Annotated in this window: 18 protein-coding genes; 2 read left to right on the top strand and 16 right to left on the bottom strand. The window is 36.3% G+C overall.

Annotated elements, in window-relative coordinates:
• Nucleotides 1-71: 71 nt before the first annotated feature.
• Entirely contained in the window at nt 72-689 is a 618-nt protein-coding gene (locus tag FLUTA_RS06890; protein ID WP_013686138.1) for a hypothetical protein, read from the bottom strand.
• A gap of 150 nt (nt 690-839) precedes the next feature.
• Here FLUTA_RS06890 and FLUTA_RS06895 point away from each other — a divergent pair, with 150 nt between their 5' ends.
• Both FLUTA_RS06895 and FLUTA_RS06900 read left to right on the top strand, forming a co-directional pair.
• On the top strand, nt 840-1,121 hold the full coding sequence (locus FLUTA_RS06895) for a hypothetical protein (RefSeq protein ID WP_013686139.1): 282 nt from the start codon (nt 840-842) through the stop codon (nt 1,119-1,121).
• Nucleotides 1,122-1,240: 119 nt separating this feature from the next.
• Complete coding sequence (locus tag FLUTA_RS06900; protein WP_013686140.1) at nt 1,241-2,881, top strand: ABC-F family ATP-binding cassette domain-containing protein; 1,641 nt, start codon at nt 1,241-1,243, stop codon at nt 2,879-2,881.
• A 34-nt stretch (nt 2,882-2,915) separates the two neighbouring features.
• Here FLUTA_RS06900 and recO read toward each other — a convergent pair whose 3' ends face one another.
• From recO to FLUTA_RS20655, 15 genes are all read right to left on the bottom strand, one after another.
• Nucleotides 2,916-3,623: a DNA repair protein RecO gene (gene recO / locus FLUTA_RS06905; protein WP_013686141.1), complete on the bottom strand. Its 708-nt coding sequence runs from the start codon at nt 3,621-3,623 to the stop codon at nt 2,916-2,918.
• Entirely contained in the window at nt 3,620-5,938 is a 2,319-nt protein-coding gene (porZ, locus tag FLUTA_RS06910) for a type IX secretion system anionic LPS delivery protein PorZ (protein WP_169312066.1), read from the bottom strand. Before porZ ends, recO begins: the two co-directional genes overlap by 4 nt.
• Before the next feature lie 200 nt (nt 5,939-6,138).
• Nucleotides 6,139-6,807, bottom strand: a complete 669-nt coding sequence (locus tag FLUTA_RS06915) for an IS1 family transposase (RefSeq protein WP_052301353.1) — start codon at nt 6,805-6,807, stop codon at nt 6,139-6,141.
• Between the two features lie 197 nt (nt 6,808-7,004).
• The gene (locus FLUTA_RS06920) at nt 7,005-7,478 is read right to left on the bottom strand and encodes a hypothetical protein (RefSeq protein ID WP_013686144.1); all 474 of its coding nucleotides are present in this window, start codon (nt 7,476-7,478) and stop codon (nt 7,005-7,007) included.
• A complete protein-coding gene (locus FLUTA_RS06925) occupies nt 7,475-8,827 on the bottom strand; it encodes an RHS repeat-associated core domain-containing protein (protein ID WP_013686145.1) in 1,353 nt (450 codons plus the stop codon). The genes FLUTA_RS06920 and FLUTA_RS06925 overlap by 4 nt, the downstream gene beginning before the upstream one ends.
• A 104-nt stretch (nt 8,828-8,931) precedes the next feature.
• Nucleotides 8,932-9,630, bottom strand: coding sequence for a toxin-antitoxin system YwqK family antitoxin (locus tag FLUTA_RS06930; RefSeq protein ID WP_043023704.1), 699 nt, complete (start codon nt 9,628-9,630; stop codon nt 8,932-8,934).
• Nucleotides 9,611-10,882, bottom strand: coding sequence for an RHS repeat-associated core domain-containing protein (locus FLUTA_RS06935; RefSeq protein ID WP_013686147.1), 1,272 nt, complete (start codon nt 10,880-10,882; stop codon nt 9,611-9,613). Before FLUTA_RS06935 ends, FLUTA_RS06930 begins: the two co-directional genes overlap by 20 nt.
• Before the next feature lie 158 nt (nt 10,883-11,040).
• The gene (locus FLUTA_RS06940; protein ID WP_013686148.1) at nt 11,041-11,559 is read right to left on the bottom strand and encodes a hypothetical protein; all 519 of its coding nucleotides are present in this window, start codon (nt 11,557-11,559) and stop codon (nt 11,041-11,043) included.
• The gene (locus FLUTA_RS06945; RefSeq protein ID WP_013686149.1) at nt 11,556-12,014 is read right to left on the bottom strand and encodes a hypothetical protein; all 459 of its coding nucleotides are present in this window, start codon (nt 12,012-12,014) and stop codon (nt 11,556-11,558) included. The genes FLUTA_RS06940 and FLUTA_RS06945 overlap by 4 nt, the downstream gene beginning before the upstream one ends.
• A gap of 185 nt (nt 12,015-12,199) precedes the next feature.
• Nucleotides 12,200-12,868, bottom strand: a complete 669-nt coding sequence (locus FLUTA_RS06950) for an IS1 family transposase (protein WP_052301354.1) — start codon at nt 12,866-12,868, stop codon at nt 12,200-12,202.
• Nucleotides 12,869-13,066: 198 nt separating this feature from the next.
• A complete protein-coding gene (locus FLUTA_RS06955; protein WP_013686151.1) occupies nt 13,067-13,699 on the bottom strand; it encodes a hypothetical protein in 633 nt (210 codons plus the stop codon).
• Complete coding sequence (locus FLUTA_RS06960) at nt 13,696-14,499, bottom strand: hypothetical protein (RefSeq protein ID WP_013686152.1); 804 nt, start codon at nt 14,497-14,499, stop codon at nt 13,696-13,698. The genes FLUTA_RS06955 and FLUTA_RS06960 overlap by 4 nt, the downstream gene beginning before the upstream one ends.
• Nucleotides 14,500-14,509: 10 nt before the next feature.
• Complete coding sequence (locus FLUTA_RS06965) at nt 14,510-15,262, bottom strand: RHS repeat-associated core domain-containing protein (protein WP_013686153.1); 753 nt, start codon at nt 15,260-15,262, stop codon at nt 14,510-14,512.
• 107 nt (nt 15,263-15,369) lie between these two features.
• Complete coding sequence (locus FLUTA_RS06970; protein WP_013686154.1) at nt 15,370-16,248, bottom strand: Ppx/GppA phosphatase family protein; 879 nt, start codon at nt 16,246-16,248, stop codon at nt 15,370-15,372.
• Nucleotides 16,249-16,350: 102 nt separating this feature from the next.
• Entirely contained in the window at nt 16,351-19,518 is a 3,168-nt protein-coding gene (locus FLUTA_RS20655) for a T9SS-dependent choice-of-anchor J family protein (RefSeq protein WP_013686155.1), read from the bottom strand.
• Nucleotides 19,519-19,522 lie beyond the last annotated feature (4 nt).

Here is a 19,522-nt window from a genome sequence, read left to right on the forward strand (position 1 = left end):
AAAGAATTGTATATAAAAATGGGGCGTTTATCGATCGATAAACGCCCCATTTTTTTTGAATCTACTTCAAATTACAACTTGAAAACAACTCCACCTGTAATGTACGATTTTCCGTAGCCCGCTTCCGCATAAATTCCAATATTTTCTTTCGGAAAAAAACGAATTCCCGCATGTGGACCAAAGAAAAGCAAAGCTCCAACATTGCTATCGTAAAACACATCGTCTTTGTATTTCTTTCTCACATTTCTGAAAGCTATACCACTACCGATATTCAAACCAGCATACACATCCAGTTTATCTGCAAATGATTTTCCAGCTTTATCAGAAATCAATTGCAAAAAGTGGAAATTACCAATAAATCCTACAGGCAGACCAAAACTCCAATACGGTGAACCAGTCAATCCTGGAGCATATGGTCCATAATAACCAATGTTTCCAATTCCTACTTGAGCACCAATCATGAAACCGAGACCCACGTATTTGTGAATACCAAACTCCATTTGGAGATTGAAAGCCCCAAAGTTATTGTTATACATCCTGTCATAATCTGAATAGATTGAATAATGGTTATTGATACCCAAACCTAACTGCAGATACTTACTTCCGCTCCCCCCAAATCCCTGGGCTTGAGAATTACTTGCAAACAGCCCCAAGGCCGCCAGCAAGATGATCATTTTTACTTTTTTCATAGCTACCATTTTTACTCTTATTTGATCAAATATAAGCAAGAGGAAATAAAAATGATCAAATAACTAACATAAATCAGGTTTTTTTGTGATTTGACTCATTTTTAATGAATCACTTCCTTCTGATCTTTGTACTATACAAATCAGAGAGTTATGAAAACAAAAGAAATAAATCAAAGCACTTGGATGCAATTAGAAACGGTAGCAAATCAATACCGCTTCGGTGTCATTGCAATTACCTTACTTGTCATCGGTTGTTTGGGTGGTGTAACGATGAATTATGGTGCAGCACTTCATACTTGGTCATTAATTGCTGTAGTTATACCAACAATGACAACACTCAGTTTACTTTTAGCCGTTGCGCCTATGAAATGGATTATGAATGCAATTATTATCACCCTCATTGTTGATGTTCTAATCCTATTTCTGGTATAAAACGTAATTGAGATTATTATTCGAACTTAAAGGTTACTCATTCAAGTAACCTTTTTTGTGTTTCGAAATCCCTTGAATTCCAAAGTTGTCAGTACCTTTGCACCTCGAAAATCGGAAGTATGATCTCAGTTGATAATGTAACAGTAGAATTTAGCGGAAAAGTATTGTTTAGCGATGTGTCTTTTGTAATTAATGATACAGACAAAATTGCCTTAATGGGTAAAAATGGTGCTGGAAAATCTACTTTATTGAAAATTCTTGCTGGAGTAAATAAAGCAACAAAAGGAGGGGTTTCCGCCCCAAAGGATGCAATCGTTGCTTATTTACCACAACATTTATTGACAGAAGACAACTGTACCGTATTTGAAGAAACGAGCAAAGCTTTTGCTAGCATTTTTGCAATGCGTGATGAAATTGAGGCACTGAATCAAGAGCTGACCGTTCGCACTGATTACGATTCAGACGATTACATGAGACTTATTGAACGTGTTTCTGAATTAAGCGAAAAATTTTACTCCATCGAAGAAATCAATTACGACGGTGAAGTAGAAAAAGTGTTGAAAGGAATGGGATTTGAACGAGAAGATTTCACTCGTTCAACGTCCGAATTCAGTGGTGGATGGAGAATGCGCATCGAATTGGCTAAAATTCTACTTCAAAAACCCGATTTGATTCTATTGGATGAACCAACGAATCACATGGATATTGAATCAATTCAGTGGCTGGAAGATTTCTTAGTGAATAGCGCCAAAGCAGTTGTCGTTATTTCACATGACCGCGCTTTTGTCGATGCAATTACCAATAGAACGATTGAAGTAACGATGGGTCGTATTTACGATTACAAAGCCAAGTATTCTCATTACCTCGAATTGCGCAAGGATCGAAGAACTCAGCAACAAAAACAATACGAAGAACAACAAAAATTTATTGCAGAAACAACCGAATTTATTGAACGATTTAAAGGAACGTATTCCAAAACACTGCAAGTTCAGTCGCGGGTGAAAATGCTTGAAAAATTGGATATTATTGAAGTAGACGAGGTGGATAATTCTGCACTTCGTTTGAAATTCCCTCCTGCACCACGTTCGGGTTCCTATCCCGTCGTTATAACGGATATGAGCAAGAAATATGACAATCATGTGGTTTTTAAAGATGTCAATGTAACCATAGAACGAGGAGAAAAAATTGCTTTTGTAGGACGAAACGGTGAAGGAAAATCTACGTTGGTGAAAGCAATTATGAAAGAAATTGGCTTTGATGGAAACTTGGAATTGGGTCACAACACACAAATTGGATATTTTGCCCAGAACCAAGCTTCTCTATTGGATGAAGAGTCCACTATTTTCGAAACGATTGACCGTATTGCCGAAGGAGATGTCCGTACGAAAGTAAAAGATATATTGGGTGCGTTTATGTTTGGAGGTGAGACTTCTGCCAAAAAAGTAAAAGTACTTTCAGGAGGAGAAAAAACACGTTTGGCATTGATTAAATTGTTACTAGAACCCGTCAATTTATTGATTCTCGATGAGCCGACGAATCATTTAGATATGAAAACCAAAGACATTATCAAAGATGCCTTGAAGGCTTTTGACGGAACATTGGTTTTGGTTTCGCATGACCGTGATTTTCTAGATGGATTGGTAACAAAAGTTTACGAGTTTGGGAATAAACAAGTGAAAACGCATTTCGATGATATCAATGGGTTCTTGGCGACGAAAAAAATGGAGAATTTGAAGGAAATTGAGCGGAAATTGAATTAATATTTAGGGACGTGACGCATCGCGTCCCTAAATATTAATTAAAAACTGTTCGAATCACTTCCAACGATTTCATTTTTCGCATGCCACTTATATGAAACTTGTAGTATTCCAACCAAGCATCAATTAAAAGTACACGCTCATTTTTGGGGATAGAGACGGATAAAAAATTCATTTTATCTAGTCGCAAACTATCCACCAACCAGTGCAACCAAGGTTCTTCTAAATAAGCTGGTAAAAAAGGCAATTCGTTGGTAAATTTCCCTTCTTGCAGTTCAAAATATTTCGGATTTTCGTGTTGAATTTCTGGCTGAAACCCTTCTAATTTCGAAACCTGTGCTAACAACCAAATCAGGTAATTGCTAAGCTCTTCACTGGTGTTTAACCAATGGATTTCTTCATTCAAAAAATGAAAGAGTTTTTTATCTTGGTGATTGTCTCTCAAACAAATCAGCAATAACTCGGAAATGAAAAAAGCAATACTCGATTTCAAGGGGTTTCCGACCAATTCATGCAACGGTTCCAGAGCTTGCATTTCGGTTAATTTCAGCAAACTACTATCATTGCGTTTGTAGTAGGTAATTTCAGCAATTTCTAAAGGAAATAAAATCAATCCTTTCTTCTTCCTCGCTCCTTGAAATAAAAAGGTTTGAAGTCCAGATTCTAAGGTGAATAGATTCACTATCAAACTGGATTCTGAATAAGGCGAGCGGGATAAAACGATTGCTTTATCTTGAATTTTCATCGGATTACAACCACTTTACCTACCTTCTTCCCTTTTCCTTCAACCGGTGCAGTCCAAATAAAATAAACTCCAGAACTTACATTTTCACCCGTCAATCGTTTTCCATTCCAAGTTGCAGTTCCCCCATTTGAAGTAGTTTTATACACCAAATTTCCAGCGGCATCTGTGATCTTTACATCACTGTTGTATTTAATCCCTTGAATGGTAATTGGTCCAAAAAAGTCTGGTTTCACCGGATTTGGGAAAACGGTTGTGGAAGAGTATTCAGCATCTTCATAAGTTGCATCCGTGCGTAAAGAAACCATCCCATTATCAGTGATAATGAATAATTCTCCTGTCAAATGATTGAACTCCATGTCCACGACAACATTGGAAATCATGGGCGAATTGTCTTTGTTATAATTGGCAATTACTTGCTGTCCATCAGCTGAAATTAAAAACACACCAGATTCTTGCGTTGCAATCCATTTCCGATTTCCACCATCAATTTCTATGTCCGAAATGTAAGAAGTTCCAAGCAGTACTTCAACGTTTCCATCATAAGTGACCAATATTTGAGAAGCATCGGTAACTCCAGCTGCGGAGAATAAGCCAGAACTATTGTACAGAACAGCCAATCCATGATCGGTTCCAATCCAAATTTCATTGTCAAAATCAACTGCTATTGCTGTTACATTTGAAGAAGGCATGTTTCCAGCCCCTTCACCTGTTTGGAGCACTTTAATAATATCATCAGATGTATTTGAAATCGTTCCGTTATCCTTATATCCCATCAATCCTTTTCCATACAAACTAACCCATTTATTACCGTTGTAATCTATGGCTATTCTTGTAGCAAAAACGTTTGCAATACTCGAATTTGTAGCCATGGAATACCAATTCCCATCAGCAGTTTTGACTTTCAACGGATTAGTAGAATAACCATTAACGATCCATAAATTGCCATCGTCATCGTATTCCAACCCTGAAACACAGGCAAAAGTATTGCCCAGACTCGTGTTTTCAATTATTGAATTAGAGGCATTGTATACTTCAGTTATTGAATTTCCATTTGTAATACTCAATGCATTGACACAATATCCACCAAGTGCAATTTCCTCCAAATTTTTCGGATTAATCGATGCTGCTCCAATTGCCCAAGTATTCGTATTCCAGAGGGGTTGGTTCTGCATATCGTATAAATTCCAAACCTCATCCTTCATTGCATAAGCTCCCGACCGACTATAACTCAAATCTACACGTTCAATAGACCCCCCGGTAACTATTAGTTTACCATCCCGTCCGCTCAAACTGTAAAATTCGTTTTTCGGAGGACCTTCTTTCGAAATTATTTTCGAACTACCATACGAATCGAACTTCACCAATCCATTCATAAAATCAGCAATCCAATACGTATTTGAACCATCAAACACTACTGATTTTATTTCTGGCAAAGTCAGTGAATAATTTGAAAGAGATAAGAAAACACTCAAATCCGGATTAAACAGAATGTAAGATTCGGAGTAACTAACCCCAAATTTGTTATTGATTACCTGAAAATTTGCAATCTCCATGCTAAATTGATGACCAATAAACTCTTGTAATCCAGAAGAGGTAACTTTCATAATGGAATCTCCTCCATACCCCTCTCTCTTTGCTAGTAAGAATATTTCATTATTAAATAATGATGCTTTCTGGTATGAAATTTCCAAAACAGGAACCTCTACTCGCGCATCAACAGCCCAGTTATTTGGATTTCCCAACAAGGGGTTGTTCTCAAAGGCTTTAACCATTCCATCATTATGCAAGGCATAAATCGAATCATTCAAGAACAAAATAGATTGATAGTTTTTAGGAAATGAAAACGGATTGTATGTATCCTTTACTTCGTGTTTGATTGGATCTAAAACAATAATAGCGAATCCAGTTGCGGCATAAACTCTGCCATTTCTGACAGTAAATCCATTGATTCGCTTATTACCAGTTATCGATGCAAGTTTGATTGCAGGAATGTTTACAATACTTCCATTGGAATAGAGCTGATCGATGTTTCCATTTTCATACCCAATGAAAAAGGATTTTGTTCCTGGTTCATAAACGATACAAGAGGTGATAATATCTGAAAGTCCATTTTGATTATTGTATATTTTGCTTTCACCAGCTGCTTCATCGTATTCAATAACTCCATTTTTTAAAGCCGCAACTGCCAATCCATCACCATAAGCCACATCGATTGCTTGTGACGCTGCTACGTGCATGCGCCATTGTCCCATACCAAGTTGAGAGAAAACAGCCCCTGAAGCACCTATTAAAACAAGTAAAAGAAAGTAACGCATGAAATATGTTTTGGTGTATAAACGCATACTCTTCAAAATTATTGGAAAAATGCGAATGGAACTTGAAAAATCGTTTAAATTTCAGGAAGTTCTGTAATTAGTTTGTGGATTTTGAATTGTTATTGCAGCTGCGAGCCAAAGAAAAAGAGTTGAATATTCTAAAGCTTTTACAGACGAATTAGGCAAACAAGCAACGAAAGTCACAGAATTGTTTTCGCTCCAAACCAAAAATATATTCGTAAAACTGCATCCAGCATTCTGATCGATTTTGAAAAACAAATAGTCCTTCGGTTCAATCGTTTTAAGTGAGTTCTCAAATTGAGGTTCTGACGTTCAATGTGATTGATTCCCCTATGCTTGGTAGAATGGAGTTCTTTTGGAACAAGTTCTTTGTAAATATTCAGTTTGTCTGTTGTGATTTGCTTTGCATCGGACAAGACTAAAGTAGATATGATCTTTTTGAGGTTACTTTTATTTCGTCTGCCAAGCACAATATCTATTACTTCTCTTGTTTTAGGGTTTAAGGAATCGGCAACACAAACTCGATTATTCTTATTTCCGATATAAGTAAATAACTCATCTACCTGATAAGTTTGCCCGAATAAAATTGGAGATGATCTTGTAAGGTGTGTAGCAATCTTCAAAATCCTTTTAATAACGGTAGTGGGAGAAATATTTAATATTCTTCCGGTACTCCTGATTCCACATCCTTCTTTTGTAAGTTGGATAATTTGTTGGTCTGTGATTAGACGGGATGAATAAACGTATTGTTCGCGCTGGTATTTGAAACACGTTTTACAACGATATTTTTGAGTATTCTTACTCCATCCTTTTCTGACGCAGGCATTATTACAAAAGTGGCATAGCATGTTAGGTGACGTTTTGATACACCAACAACGCAAATACTACCTTTAAGGTTGCTATAAAAGACGAAAAGTTACCTTGTGAGAGTAACCTTTCATCTGAATAAACTTCAGTATGTATATTTTTATCTGAAAATCAAATTGTTAGCTATTTGGTTTTGAAATAGGTGACAAACTGGAACACTACCCACTACCACACTATCTTACCGAGCTATACTTCTGAAAGAATCAACATTTAAAACTAATGTATTGTCATGAAACTTTTCATCCAGCTTTTCAAATAATTTTTCAAATTGAGATTTTAAATCTAATAATTCATCTTCACTGATAATCATTATTAAATTGTATACAGCTTGTTGTAAAGTCTTGGATTGATTAGTGACAAATGACGTTAGTATATTCCACAAATCATGAGAAATTAAATTTTTCTTTATCTCTAGGATAAATACAATCACACTGACTCTATCGAGTATTTCACTATTATTGGTAAAATCATAAGAAAAACTATTTTTAGCGACAGCTTTTATTTCTTGTTCCAAAAAGATTTGTATATCTGCCTTGTGTTCCTCTTTAAATTCCGATATAAAATAGTCTAGAACTTCTATTGATTTATCATAGTAGTCAAGACTACCATAATTCTTTAAGCAATTAATCAATTGAGAATAATATTTCATCATTTTAGGTTTTTTATAACTGTCGGTTTTCCGATTAAAGAAGCATTAAAAATCATTGTTGAACTACCAGGGAAGCCAAAAGAAACTCCTTTTTCGTACTTAACATACCACATACCTATTTTCCTTGCCGAATTAAAAACAGTATTTCCACTGCCTGTTCCGGGGATGTAATGAAAAGTAGATGACATCATAGCAGTATTAGATATATAGGAAGTATATCTAACCACAACATCATAATTACCTTTCTGAATAAATTTAGCATTTGTAATATAAGACAATTCTGGTCTTATATGAGGTCCTTCACCAGATGTCTTTAAATCTACTAAATATCCACCTGTGCTTGTAAATTCTTCTGTTGACATTGCACGATAATAATATGAATAAACAGGCTCTGGTGTCCTTTTTGTATCGCCCGATACTAAGGCAAGAGGCAATGCCATAACACCTGCTGCTGCTATAGCTTCTACTGTAATTGCTGTTCCTGTAGTTGTAGTTGCGGCTGTACCTAGTGGTATTGCAGTTACTGAAGCTTCATTGACGCTGGATTCCTGTGACTCTCTTACTTTGTTTTCGATTTCTTGTTTCTTAGCAAACCACTGATGATTTTCAAAACCTGATGCTTTTTTAAAACCTTCTTTACCAATACCCTTGAACTTCCCATAAAATTGTGTCTTTGTGTAACTTCCTTCAGATCTTACTGCAATATATTGAACACCGAAATCTCCAGGTCTTAATTTACTTTCAACAACTCTAGTCATATAACCATTTGCAGAACCCCTTGCTGCCATTTTATCAGCTTCTTCTTTTGTATAATCACCAAGTTTATCATTCAATAAAATTGGATTATTATCCATGGAGTTATAAGGACTTTGATATGGTTGGAAAACTGGGTCTGTACTAAACCATCTTCCAAGCCTTGGATCGAGCATTCGGTAAAAAGTAGTATAACTATTTCCATCACCCTTCACTTCGTTGTCCATTTCGCTTCCCTGATAGCCATAACGATAATCACCTCTCGCTATCAACGAATAAGAAGTATCTGTATCGGTGCCAACCAGCGTCATATTGGCCAAGGAGAAAGCAGCACTTCCACTATACTTCACACGCAAATAAGCCTGTGTGGGCGTAAAGTTTCTCGTATGTGTTCCGTTTGTGCTTGTGGTATTCATCAGTGTACTCCAGCCTGTTGTTCCATTAGAACTTTGTTCTACCGTGAAAGTTACAGAATTGTTTTCAGTTTGCGTATAGATCAGTTCGTAATTGTCGCTCGGAGTAACATCAAAATTGCGCTGAATGGCTGGTGTTTCTCCAGCTACGCGCAGCTTATTGGGTGCACCTGTGAGTACATTCATATACGAAGTAGCCCAAGTAAAAAGAAAACCTATCTACTTTTATAGATAGGTTTTCAGTAAATTAAATTCTCAAAAATTGTTCAGGTGCAGAATTGGAACATTACCTATTTCACATACAACATTATATCTAAGGAATTACTATATTTAATATTCCCTTTTTTGTCTTTTAAGGAACTATAAAGCGTTAATTTTTGTTTGCATCTTTGTTTTGGTTTGAATTCAAAAATAATTTCTGCTTTTTCCTTCTCAAAATAATAGTTTTTAAAGTGTCTTTTTGACTTATTCGTTTCAAGTATGACCGAATCTAAATTGAACTTATAAATTTTAGGGTCTGCATATAAAAAACGTAGTAGGTAAGTTTTGTTTAGTTGCAAAGTGTCGTTTCCTCCTTCAATCTCATATTCTTTATTTATTAGTGCTCCAATTTTTTCAGTTACGTTGCCTAAACTATCAAGATATAAAAAGAAGAATACACTATCTTCTATATTTCTTACTGAATACATATTCAATCCCCCTGATTTGTAATACCAATAGTCGCTACCCACTAATTTATCTTTAAAATAAGTTCGAGAATACTCAATGTTTCCATTTTCAAAATAACGTCTTTTAAATCCGTGCTTTTGTCCATTTGCTTTGAGTTGAGTTAATACCATAATTTTTCCACTTGAATAAAAAGTAGTATCCATGACTGATTCTGAAACCATTGAATTTGAGTTTTCGTTTTCAGTATTGCTACAGGAATGTAATACAAAAGACAAAATTGAAATGAAAACTATTAAACAATTATTTTTGCTTCTTTTCATACCCTTTTCTTTTAACAAGCGAACCATGCCAAGATTCTGATTTCATTTTATCTTCCGTTCCAATCTGGCCACAAACTTCACATGAATCTGTTTTAATAATGGCTTTTTTAGTTTCATTATATGCCTCACCAATTTTATTTCCAGTTTCAACTGACTCTTTCGCTGTTTTTAAAAAATCTTGTACTTGACCTTTTGTTAAAGAATGCCATGAACCACTTCCAGGGCTATAACCTCCTGATATAGAAGACCTGCTTAGTATAGCACTTAAATCATCAAAGCTTACAGACCCAACTGCATTTTTTGACCAATCTTGACCGATAGCACCCGAACCGCCTGTTGAACCACCCATATTGATACCAAAAGAAACTTCTACTCCCAAATCTTTTGGTGTATACCATTCAGAATGAGTGTCGTACTTTTTATCTCCACCAAAGAGTACATAATCATAATCTTTAATGTAACGTTTCTCACCATTCCCTTTTATTATTTGTGTCGATTCTTGAACCTTTATTTTTCCTTTTTTCGAAATTGTGGTTACAGTTACTTTTGCAAAATCATAATAGAAATTTTCTTGGTGAGAGGTTGCTTGACTATCCCAAATTGTGTGTTTAACACCATCAGTCATAACATCGCTTGACGCAACTGTTACTGTTATGACAGCTTTTCCAGTTTTCTCATTGATAAGAACATTTATATGGTATTCTGTTTCTCCATTAGGGTCAACAAATAAATTTGGATTATTCAAAAACGCTTTATAAGGAGATTGACTAGGTTGTTTACCTGCTAATGGGTCAATTGTTAGCCACCTTCCCAATCTACTGTCATACATCCTAGCCCCAAAATCATAACTGTTGCCACTACCTTTCAGTTCATCATCCTTTTCCATGGAGTTAAACCCATAACGATAATCACCTCTCGCTATCAACGAATAAGAAGTATCTGTATCGGTGCCAACCAGCGTCATATTGGCCAAGGAGAAAGCAGCACTTCCACTATACTTCACACGCAAATAAGCCTGTGTGGGCGTAAAGTTTCTCGTATGTGTTCCGTTTGTGCTTGTGGTATTCATCAGTGTACTCCAGCCTGTTGTTCCATTAGAACTTTGTTCTACCGTGAAAGTTACAGAATTGTTTTCAGTTTGCGTATAGGTCAGCTCGTAATTGTCATTCGGAGTAACACCAAAATTGCGCTGAATGGCTGGTATTTCTCCTGCTACGCGCAGCTTATTCGGTGATCCTGTCAATACATTCATATACGAAGTTGCCCAAGTAAAAAGAAAACCTATCTACTTTTATAGATAGGTTTTCAGTAAATTAAATTCTCAAAAATTGTTCAGGTGCAGAATTGGAACACTACCCAAACAAATGTCTGGGCTTTAAAAAGTAACCTTGAATAAATGCTAAACTTTACTTAAACACTCACCATATTACGAACATGACTTTTTTCTTGTTTTCTTAAATCACTATTCGTTAGAATTTCATGTTCCTTTTCTTTTTCTAATAATCTAAACCATGTGATTGCTGGAATTATTTTATTGGAGTGTATTTCCAGACGAATCATCACTTTTTCACTTGGTTTACGATGTTTATTGAGAATTAGGCTCAATTCCGTTTCGGCAATATCTATATCTTTTGCAAACTCTTTATTCTTCTTATTTAATGTCTCCAAATACCCTCTTAAAAAGAATCCAAAAGAGTGTTTTGCATCATAGGTAGGATTCTCCAAATAATCTTCTATTTGATATTTTAACTGCAACAAACGAGACAGAAGCAACTGTTTTGGAGTAATTGACTGCTGTATGTTCTTACGCATTTCATTCAACTGCAAATCAGATTCTACTTTTTGATTTGCAGTTAATTTATTTCTAAAAACAAAAGATTCAGCCAACTCCTTGTTAGTATACTTATCATTCAACTTATCTTTTTTCATAACTCATATTCCTTTAAAATATCCAACAATGATTGCCCCTCTAAAAACACCTGTCTACCAGCATCTAACATTCCATAACAAGTCATGTAGTGCCCTTTTAAAATGGTTTTTGGTACTAATGAAACACAACCTTCAATACCATACTTTTTCATTGCTTCTTTACAAGCAAATGCAATTAAAGTTCCTGTTATGCGTTCGTATTTTTTACTTTTTCCACGATTCTCTTTAGAAACAGCCAATAACCTTATTTCAATTCGCTTTTCGTTTTTGTAATGTACACATGACAACAATCCTAAGACTTCATCTTTGAGAACTAGTTTGTAAACATTATTTCCTTTTTCTGTTTTCCAATTAAAATAGTATTGAGCTTTGCTTATCTTTTTGTAATCATCATCATCCAGTGATTTGATTTTAACTTCAAAGTCCTTACCACTTTTTATCTCCGTCAGGTACATAATCAAAGATACGAAATTTCTTTACAAAAAATGTAAATTTTATTCAAATTTCTTGCAATTAATTACTTAGCTGAAAATCATCTGATGCCGATTTGGATCCACTTATCGCTATTCTTTCATGTCGTTTTACACGTATTTCTCCGTTGAAGATGGATAGCTGTCATTTGGCAAACAAGCAACGAAAGTCACAGAATTGTTTTCGCTCCAAACCAAAAATATATTCGTAAAACCGCATCCAACATTTTGATCGATTTTGAAAAACAAATAGTCCTTCGGTTCAATCGTTTTAAGTGAGTTCTCAAATTGAGGTTCTGACGTTCAATGTGATTGATTCCCCTATGCTTGGTAGAATGGAGTTCTTTTGGAACAAGTTCTTTGTAAATATTCAGTTTGTCTGTTGTGATTTGCTTTGCATCGGACAAGACTAAAGTAGATATGATCTTTTTGAGGTTACTTTTATTTCGTCTGCCAACCACAATATCTATTACTTCTCTTGTTTTAGGGTTTAAGGAATCGGCAACACAAACTCGATTATTCTTATTTCCGATATAAGTAAATAACTCATCTACCTGATAAGTTTGCCCGAATAAAATTGGAGATGATCTTGTAAGGTGTGTAGCAATCTTCAAAATCCTTTTAATAACGGTAGTGGGCGAAATATTTAATATTCTTCCGGTACTCCTGATTCCACATCCTTCTTTTGTAAGTTGGATAATTTGTTGGTCTGTGATTAGACGGGATGAATAAACGTATTGTTCGCGCTGGTATTTGAAACACGTTTTACAACGATATTTTTGAGTATTCTTACTCCATCCTTTTCTGACGCAGGCATTATTACAAAAGTGGCATAGCATGTTAGGTGACGTTTTGATACACCAACAACGCAAATACTACCTTTAAGGTTGCTATAAAAGACGAAAAGTTACCTTGTGAGGGTAACCTTTCATCTGAACAAACTTCAGTATGTATATTTTTATCTGAAAATCAACTTGTTAGCTATTTGGTTTTGAAATAGGTGACAAACTGGAACACTACCCGATTTGATACATTACCTATTCTAGTGAATATCCGTAAACTTTGTCATTTGACTTTTCAAAAGAAAATGTAATCAATATCCTGTTCTTGCCGTTAGTCCTTGATAAACTGATATATTTTTCACCATTTACAGACATCAAACTCAATCCTTCGAATTTGTTATATTTTGATTTCAATAATGTTTTAACATTAGATTTCATATCTTCATAGCTAATTTTAGACTTAATTTCCGTACTTAGTAAAGCATACATTTTTTTGTAATTTTTAGTTTGTAGCTCATCTACAATTTTATCAAAAATCTTCCTCTTTGCCGAAATTATTATCCATTCATTTTTATCAAATGACACTAACTCCTGATTCGAAATATTTTGAATTGAATAATTATCGAAATGAACACCCTCTTTACTCAAATTTGACACAAAATCATATAATACCTTACCATAAAACAAAATAGAATCACTTTCGCATTGTGTAGTGAGAACTACATTTCTCTTATTGTTATCACTTGTGCTTTTTAGTGCAATTAAACAACTATTCTCATCAATAGTTGTTTTAAGAGACTTATCGAGTATCGAGGTCTCCTTTAAGTTACAACTTGAAAAAAAAATAACTTGAGCAATTGCCAGAATAATTAAAAATTTATTTTTCATTGTGTTTCATCAATTTTAGTTTGAACTTTAACTCCTTTACCTTTATTAAATATTGGAATAGTGAGGCTTGGGGTAATTCCTATTGTTACAGACTGCTGACCACTACTAGAAGTTTGAACACTTCCTGAATATGGGCCTCTACTAACTTCTACTCCAACTTCAGTCGTTACTTTACTATTATCCCCATTCCTTATATTCCCCTGAAACTCTATTCCTCCCGAAATACCTATTTCAGCTTTTGTATAATCTATTACTGTCTCATTTTTTAAACCTGTAGAAAGAGTACTTTCCCCTCCTCCTTCCTTCAATGACAATCCTACTGTTTGAGAAGTACTTCCGATTGTAACTGTAACCTGTAGTGAAATCTCTCCAGATTGAAAAGGAGCATACGAATAATCTGGGCGATCAGGATCAGCCCAAGTTCCCTTATACCAAGGTTCATTATCTAACTTTTCCTGAGCCAATTTAGCATCCTCTCTTTTCTTTATTTTTACATTATAGGAGTTATTTATATCCCCAGAGAAAAAATAATTTAAATATTCAACAGTTGGTTTGGCATCTGGAGTAGCTTTCTTTAATGAATAACCTGATCTAGTACCATCCTCCATTCTTCCATAATAATCTATTTGTACTACTGGACCACTAGGATCATCAACAGATTTCCAAACAACTTTTATAATATCTGCTTTTAAACCTTCAACAGTATATACTTGTAATTTAGATTGATGTAATTCACCAGCCTCTGTATAATATTTTGTGACAACAGTTATTTTTCCTTCTGCACCTTCTAGTTCAATCATAAAAATTGGACTATTTACTTGAAAATTGATAGGGTGTTAGTTCAGAAAAACTTTTTGCCAACGGATCAATCGCAAAGAACCTACCAATACGAGGGTCGTGCATACGATATTCAAAATTAATGCTGTTTCCTGCTCCTTTCACCTCGTCATCATGCTCTTGACCTTGGAAGGAATAACGATAATCACCTCTCGCTATCAACGAATAAGAAGTATCTGTATCGGTGCCAACCAGCGTCATATTGGCCAAGGAGAACGCTGCACTTCCACTATACTTCACCCGCACATATGCCTGTGTTGGTGTAAAATTCGTGGTTTGTGTTCCGTTCATAGATGTGGTATTCAAAAGTGTACTCCAGCCAGATGTTCCGTTAGAACTTTGCTCTACCAATAAAGTTACCGAATTATTTTCAGTTTGTGTATAGGTCAGTTCGTAATTGTCGCTCGGAGTAACATCAAAATTGCGCTGAATGGCTGGTATTTCTCCTGCTACGCGCAGCTTATTCGGTGATCCTGTCAATACATTCATATACGAAGTTGCCCAACTAGTACTCCAACCATCGGTGTTTTGAGCAACAATCGTTCCTATTTCAAAAGTCGAGGTGTAAAAATTTACACCTGTCATTCGTACAAAACGCATGTTGTCAATTACATAAACTCTCCCAGAAACCAAACCAGCATTCCCTGGTACAAACATAGCTTGAATTGAAACACTGCCAACTGGTGCCGTAACAGTCAGTGAAACCCATGCTAGCGCGAGTGTCACACTCGTGCTAATTTATCACCATTTTTAATGACTCAACGAAACAGTTGTTCCTCCGCTATTGCATGAATTGGCTCACAGATCACTATTATTGAAAGTCTTGGATTGTTTCAAGCCTTCTTCTTGTGTAAATCATATACAATTCCATCCGATAAACCGATTTTTGGAACATACATTTCTTTGCAATTCAAGGCATTCATGCAGACGCGGAAAATTTCCAGCGCTGGAACGATGACATCTGCTCTGTCTGGCTTTAATTGGAACAAATCCATGCGTTGCCCCACACTGAGTGGTTCGAGCTCTTTATACAGCTTATTCATAGCTCTAAGCGTAACGGGAGCTTTCTCTTTAAAACCCAAAATCTTGTGAATCTTGTTGATGTTTCCTCCAGTTGCATACACCAAGTGTGGATTGTCTTCCACGTGTTCTTTGATCCAGAGTTTCAATTCGCGCCAATGATCTTTTTCAACTTTGTTCTTCAACATACGAACGGTTCCAATGTCGAAGCTTTTTGCTGCAACGCGTTTTCCGTGTTCAAATACGTTAATTTCTGTTGATCCTCCGCCTACATCTATCACCAAATAAGGCTTTGAAAGCTCAATATCTAATAAGGCAAAAGTCCCGAAAATTAAACGTGCTTCTTCGTCTCCTGATATGATTTCAATCTCGATTCCAGTATTTCGTTTGATTTGTTGAATAATCTCTGGTCCATTTTTAGCATCACGCATGGCGCTCGTAGCACAAGCACGTATTGCCGACACATTGAAAATATCTGCAATGAGACTAAATGCTTTCATCGTTTTGATAAAGTCTTCTGCTTTTTGGATACTAATTTCACCTGAATCGAAGACTTCTCCTCCCAATCTCAAAGGAAGACGCGTGTAGGAAATTTTCTTCACATAAGGGTGTCCATTCTCCTTGGCGATTTCACCGATTAACAATCGAGCTGCATTCGATCCAATATCTATGGCTGCGTATTTCTTTGGCATGGTTTCCGAAATTAGCTAAAAAGCTTTAATCCCATTCATTGTTTAAAACAAAAAATGCCGCCCGTCAGCTGACGGGCGGCATTTCAATCGAATCAATTCATTTTATTGAACAATCACTTTTTGTACCAAGTTTCCTTGAGCACTCGTAAAGTTTAAGAAATAAACTCCTTTTGCTAAGTGAGAAACTTGCAATTGAGTTTCTGTATTCATCGTTAAAGAAGCTACTGGATAAACGATTTTACCATCCTCAGAAATCATAGAGAACGTTACATCTTTTCCTGTTTTGATAGTAACAGCTGAAGTTGCAGGATTTGGATAAATCTCCAATCCAAAATTAGTTACATCTTCAATACCTGCGCAATCTTCAACAACGATAGTTTGAGAAGCAGCATCTGTACATCCATTTGCAGTTACAGTGTAAGTAATTGTTTTTGTACCTGCTCCAGCTGTTGCAGGATTGAAATTACCAGCAGTTACTCCTGTTCCAGAATACGTTCCTCCAGCAGGTAAACCGCTAGTCAATGCAAATGAACCTGATTGCATACAAACTTCTGTAAATGTTCCAAGAGTTGCCGTTGGAGCAGCATTCAAAGTGAATGTTGAATTTGCAGTTCCTGAACAGTTATTTGCATCCATATAAGTATACGTCAAAGTAATAGAACCTGGAGTCAAACCAGCCGGATCAAAAGTAGTTCCAGAAACTCCTGTCGAACCAGAGAAAGATCCACCAGCAGGCGAACCAACCAATGTTACAGGGCTTGCATTGTCACACACATTTCCAACTGCTGTAAATGCAACTGTTGGGTTTGTGTTAAATAATACAGTAGCCGTTCCTGTTCCAACAGCTGAACAACCAGCCATAGTAACGTTTGTAACAGTAAAAGTTCCGTTTGCTGTAGCATTGAAAGTATAAGGAGAAGTTGTAACAGCATTTACAGTTGTAGGAGTTGTTCCATCTGTGTAAGTAATGTTCCAAGGACCAGCTCCAGTTAATGCAATACTAACAGGGAAAGTTCCAGGACCACATTGTGTTCCACCACCAGAAACAGCTGCAGTAGGTGCAGCAGCAATTGTTATGTCAAACTCCTCTGTTGAAGCAGCACAAGAACCATTTGCAGCAATTGAATTCGTCACCGTATAAGTTCCAGCAGTACTTGAAGCTAAATCAATAGCTCCAGAAGAAACATTAATTACTAAACCAGCAGTAGAACTGAATGCTCCAGCGCTAGCTCCTGTAGGATATACCGGACTTGGGTTTGTTGCATTAGTACAGTAGGTTAGCTGTGCATAGCTGAATGTTGCATCAGGAGCTCCTGAGATCACTACTGTTTGAGTACTTGTATTAGGACAAGTTCCTGAAGTAGTATAAGTCACAGAATATGACCCGTTTGCACTGTTTGCTACATCAATTACTCCAGTTGCAGTACTTACAAAAACCAATCCTGCTGGGGTAGCAGAGAATATTCCAGCAACAGAAGTTGTTGGCGTTTGGTTTGGTGAAGCATCACAAATAGAATTTGATGGATAAACGTATGTTGCATTATCCAATGGGTTAACTGTAACAGCAATCGCATTCGAATTTGATTTACAGTTATTAGCGTCTGTTAACTGAACAGTATATGAGCCCGCAGCTGTTGCTGAATAAGCAGAAGCTATTGCTCCGCCAATTGGAGTTCCACCATTATTCCAAATAAATGTTCCTGTTCCAGTTGAAGTTAAGTTTACCGAACCTGGTGTACAAAAAGTAGTTGCTCCGCCCGCAGAAATTACTGGTGAAGTTGTTGTCATTGTTAATGTTGCAATGTAGTCATTACTTGTTCCACACGGATATCCATAAAATTGAGCTGGCGCAACATATGCGACATAAGTACCTGGAGCGAATGCATAAGATAATGTAGTTGGTGTACACTGACTTGCCAATACACTAGACATAACTACTGGACTTGCACAATTTGAAATATTTACAAAAAGTAAAGCCGCTGGAAATTCTGCATTAACATTCCAGTTAACCGTTGTAGGACTCGTTACAGTAAAACGATACCAATCTTGATCTCTTAACCCATTATTTGCCCAAGCAGATCCATAAACAACAGCTCCACAGGTAATATCTTGATAAACCGGAGTCGGAGAATTACATCCGCCGTTTGTATCTGAACCACAAGCTTCTGTCTCAACAATAGAGCCTCCAGGTTGAGTTATAGAACAGGAAGCTATTTCTTGCACACAAATTGTAAAATTTAATGACGCTGGAAAGTAATCATACCAATCAAAAACACGTATAAAATAAGTTTGTCCAACTACTAAATTTGCAAATTGCATAGATTCAACTCCATCATTTAATGATGAATCCTGACAAGCAACAGATGTTAGAGATCCACAAGCACCAGAGAACACTTCAAAAACAGCATCAAAATTAGTAGATCCGTCAACCGTAATTTTTGTATTTGTAGAAGTCGCAACAAAACGATACCAAACATCATCATTTGCCGTTCCTTCACAAACTGTTATCGGAACTGAAGCTGTTGCTCCAGCTATCGTTCCAGAAGTAGGTGTACAACTTGTTCCTTCTGTTAATAATGTAGCACCAGCGCAATCATTATTTGCAGGAGCAGCTAATGTGGAAGTGTAGGAATAAGTATCAATTCCAATATAATTGGAATTCGTACCAGCAGAACCTCCATTAGTTACAAAATAGCGGAAAGCAACTCTTCCCGAAGTAGGACCAGATAGACCGCTAATAGTAATTGTGTACTGGGTCCAAACTTTTGGATAAACTCCAGTAACCAACGTAGGATTAATTTCTAACAATAAAGTAGTATAATCACCTACGGAAGTTGATGTTGTACCCACATTTGTACTATTACCATTTGTGCTCAATCGAACTTGTAAACGATCAGGATACTCTGTTCCTGAAGGAATACGAGAATAAAAGGTAATTACATCTCCATTATTAAGAACTCGGTTGGGTGAAAATAACCAATTGCTGATTGTTGCAGGAACGGTTGCAGTGGTTGATTGATAATTACAGCTCAAATAAGAATCAGTAGCAGCTCCTGCTTGTGCATCAAAACTAGCTGGGTTTCCAGTTCCCCAACCCAATGTTGCACTTGGTGAGTCACTATTGTTAGTCACACCCCATTCGGTAAGTGTGTTAACATCATCAAATCCCTCTGTAAAAGACTGAGAATAAGACAAATAACTTGACACGGAAACGAGCAAAACACCCGAAAACAAACCAAGAACAGTTTGACGAAAATTTATTGTTTTCATATGG

Origin of the sequence: Fluviicola taffensis DSM 16823 (assembly GCF_000194605.1) — a bacterium.
GTDB classification, from domain to species: domain Bacteria; phylum Bacteroidota; class Bacteroidia; order Flavobacteriales_D; family Crocinitomicaceae; genus Fluviicola; species Fluviicola taffensis.

What these genes read in the sequence shown, in the direction of transcription:
- FLUTA_RS06890 (WP_013686138.1), bottom strand. Translation starts at nt 689, where the DNA reads ATGAAAAAAGTAAAAATGATCATCTTGCTGGCGGCCTTGGGGCTGTTT.
- FLUTA_RS06895 (WP_013686139.1), top strand. Translation starts at nt 840, where the DNA reads ATGAAAACAAAAGAAATAAATCAAAGCACTTGGATGCAATTAGAAACG.
- FLUTA_RS06925 (WP_013686145.1), bottom strand. Translation starts at nt 8,827, where the DNA reads ATGAATGTACTCACAGGTGCACCCAATAAGCTGCGCGTAGCTGGAGAA.
- FLUTA_RS06945 (WP_013686149.1), bottom strand. Translation starts at nt 12,014, where the DNA reads ATGTACCTGACGGAGATAAAAAGTGGTAAGGACTTTGAAGTTAAAATC.
- FLUTA_RS20655 (WP_013686155.1), bottom strand. Translation starts at nt 19,518, where the DNA reads ATGAAAACAATAAATTTTCGTCAAACTGTTCTTGGTTTGTTTTCGGGT.
- FLUTA_RS06955 (WP_013686151.1), bottom strand. Translation starts at nt 13,699, where the DNA reads ATGAAAAATAAATTTTTAATTATTCTGGCAATTGCTCAAGTTATTTTT.
- FLUTA_RS06970 (WP_013686154.1), bottom strand. Translation starts at nt 16,248, where the DNA reads ATGCCAAAGAAATACGCAGCCATAGATATTGGATCGAATGCAGCTCGA.
- FLUTA_RS06935 (WP_013686147.1), bottom strand. Translation starts at nt 10,882, where the DNA reads ATGAATGTATTGACAGGATCACCGAATAAGCTGCGCGTAGCAGGAGAA.
- FLUTA_RS06915 (WP_052301353.1), bottom strand. Translation starts at nt 6,807, where the DNA reads ATGCTATGCCACTTTTGTAATAATGCCTGCGTCAGAAAAGGATGGAGT.
- FLUTA_RS06950 (WP_052301354.1), bottom strand. Translation starts at nt 12,868, where the DNA reads ATGCTATGCCACTTTTGTAATAATGCCTGCGTCAGAAAAGGATGGAGT.
- FLUTA_RS06900 (WP_013686140.1), top strand. Translation starts at nt 1,241, where the DNA reads ATGATCTCAGTTGATAATGTAACAGTAGAATTTAGCGGAAAAGTATTG.
- FLUTA_RS06960 (WP_013686152.1), bottom strand. Translation starts at nt 14,499, where the DNA reads ATGATTGAACTAGAAGGTGCAGAAGGAAAAATAACTGTTGTCACAAAA.
- FLUTA_RS06930 (WP_043023704.1), bottom strand. Translation starts at nt 9,630, where the DNA reads ATGAAAAGAAGCAAAAATAATTGTTTAATAGTTTTCATTTCAATTTTG.
- FLUTA_RS06920 (WP_013686144.1), bottom strand. Translation starts at nt 7,478, where the DNA reads ATGATGAAATATTATTCTCAATTGATTAATTGCTTAAAGAATTATGGT.
- recO (WP_013686141.1), bottom strand. Translation starts at nt 3,623, where the DNA reads ATGAAAATTCAAGATAAAGCAATCGTTTTATCCCGCTCGCCTTATTCA.
- porZ (WP_169312066.1), bottom strand. Translation starts at nt 5,938, where the DNA reads ATGCGTTACTTTCTTTTACTTGTTTTAATAGGTGCTTCAGGGGCTGTT.
- FLUTA_RS06940 (WP_013686148.1), bottom strand. Translation starts at nt 11,559, where the DNA reads ATGAAAAAAGATAAGTTGAATGATAAGTATACTAACAAGGAGTTGGCT.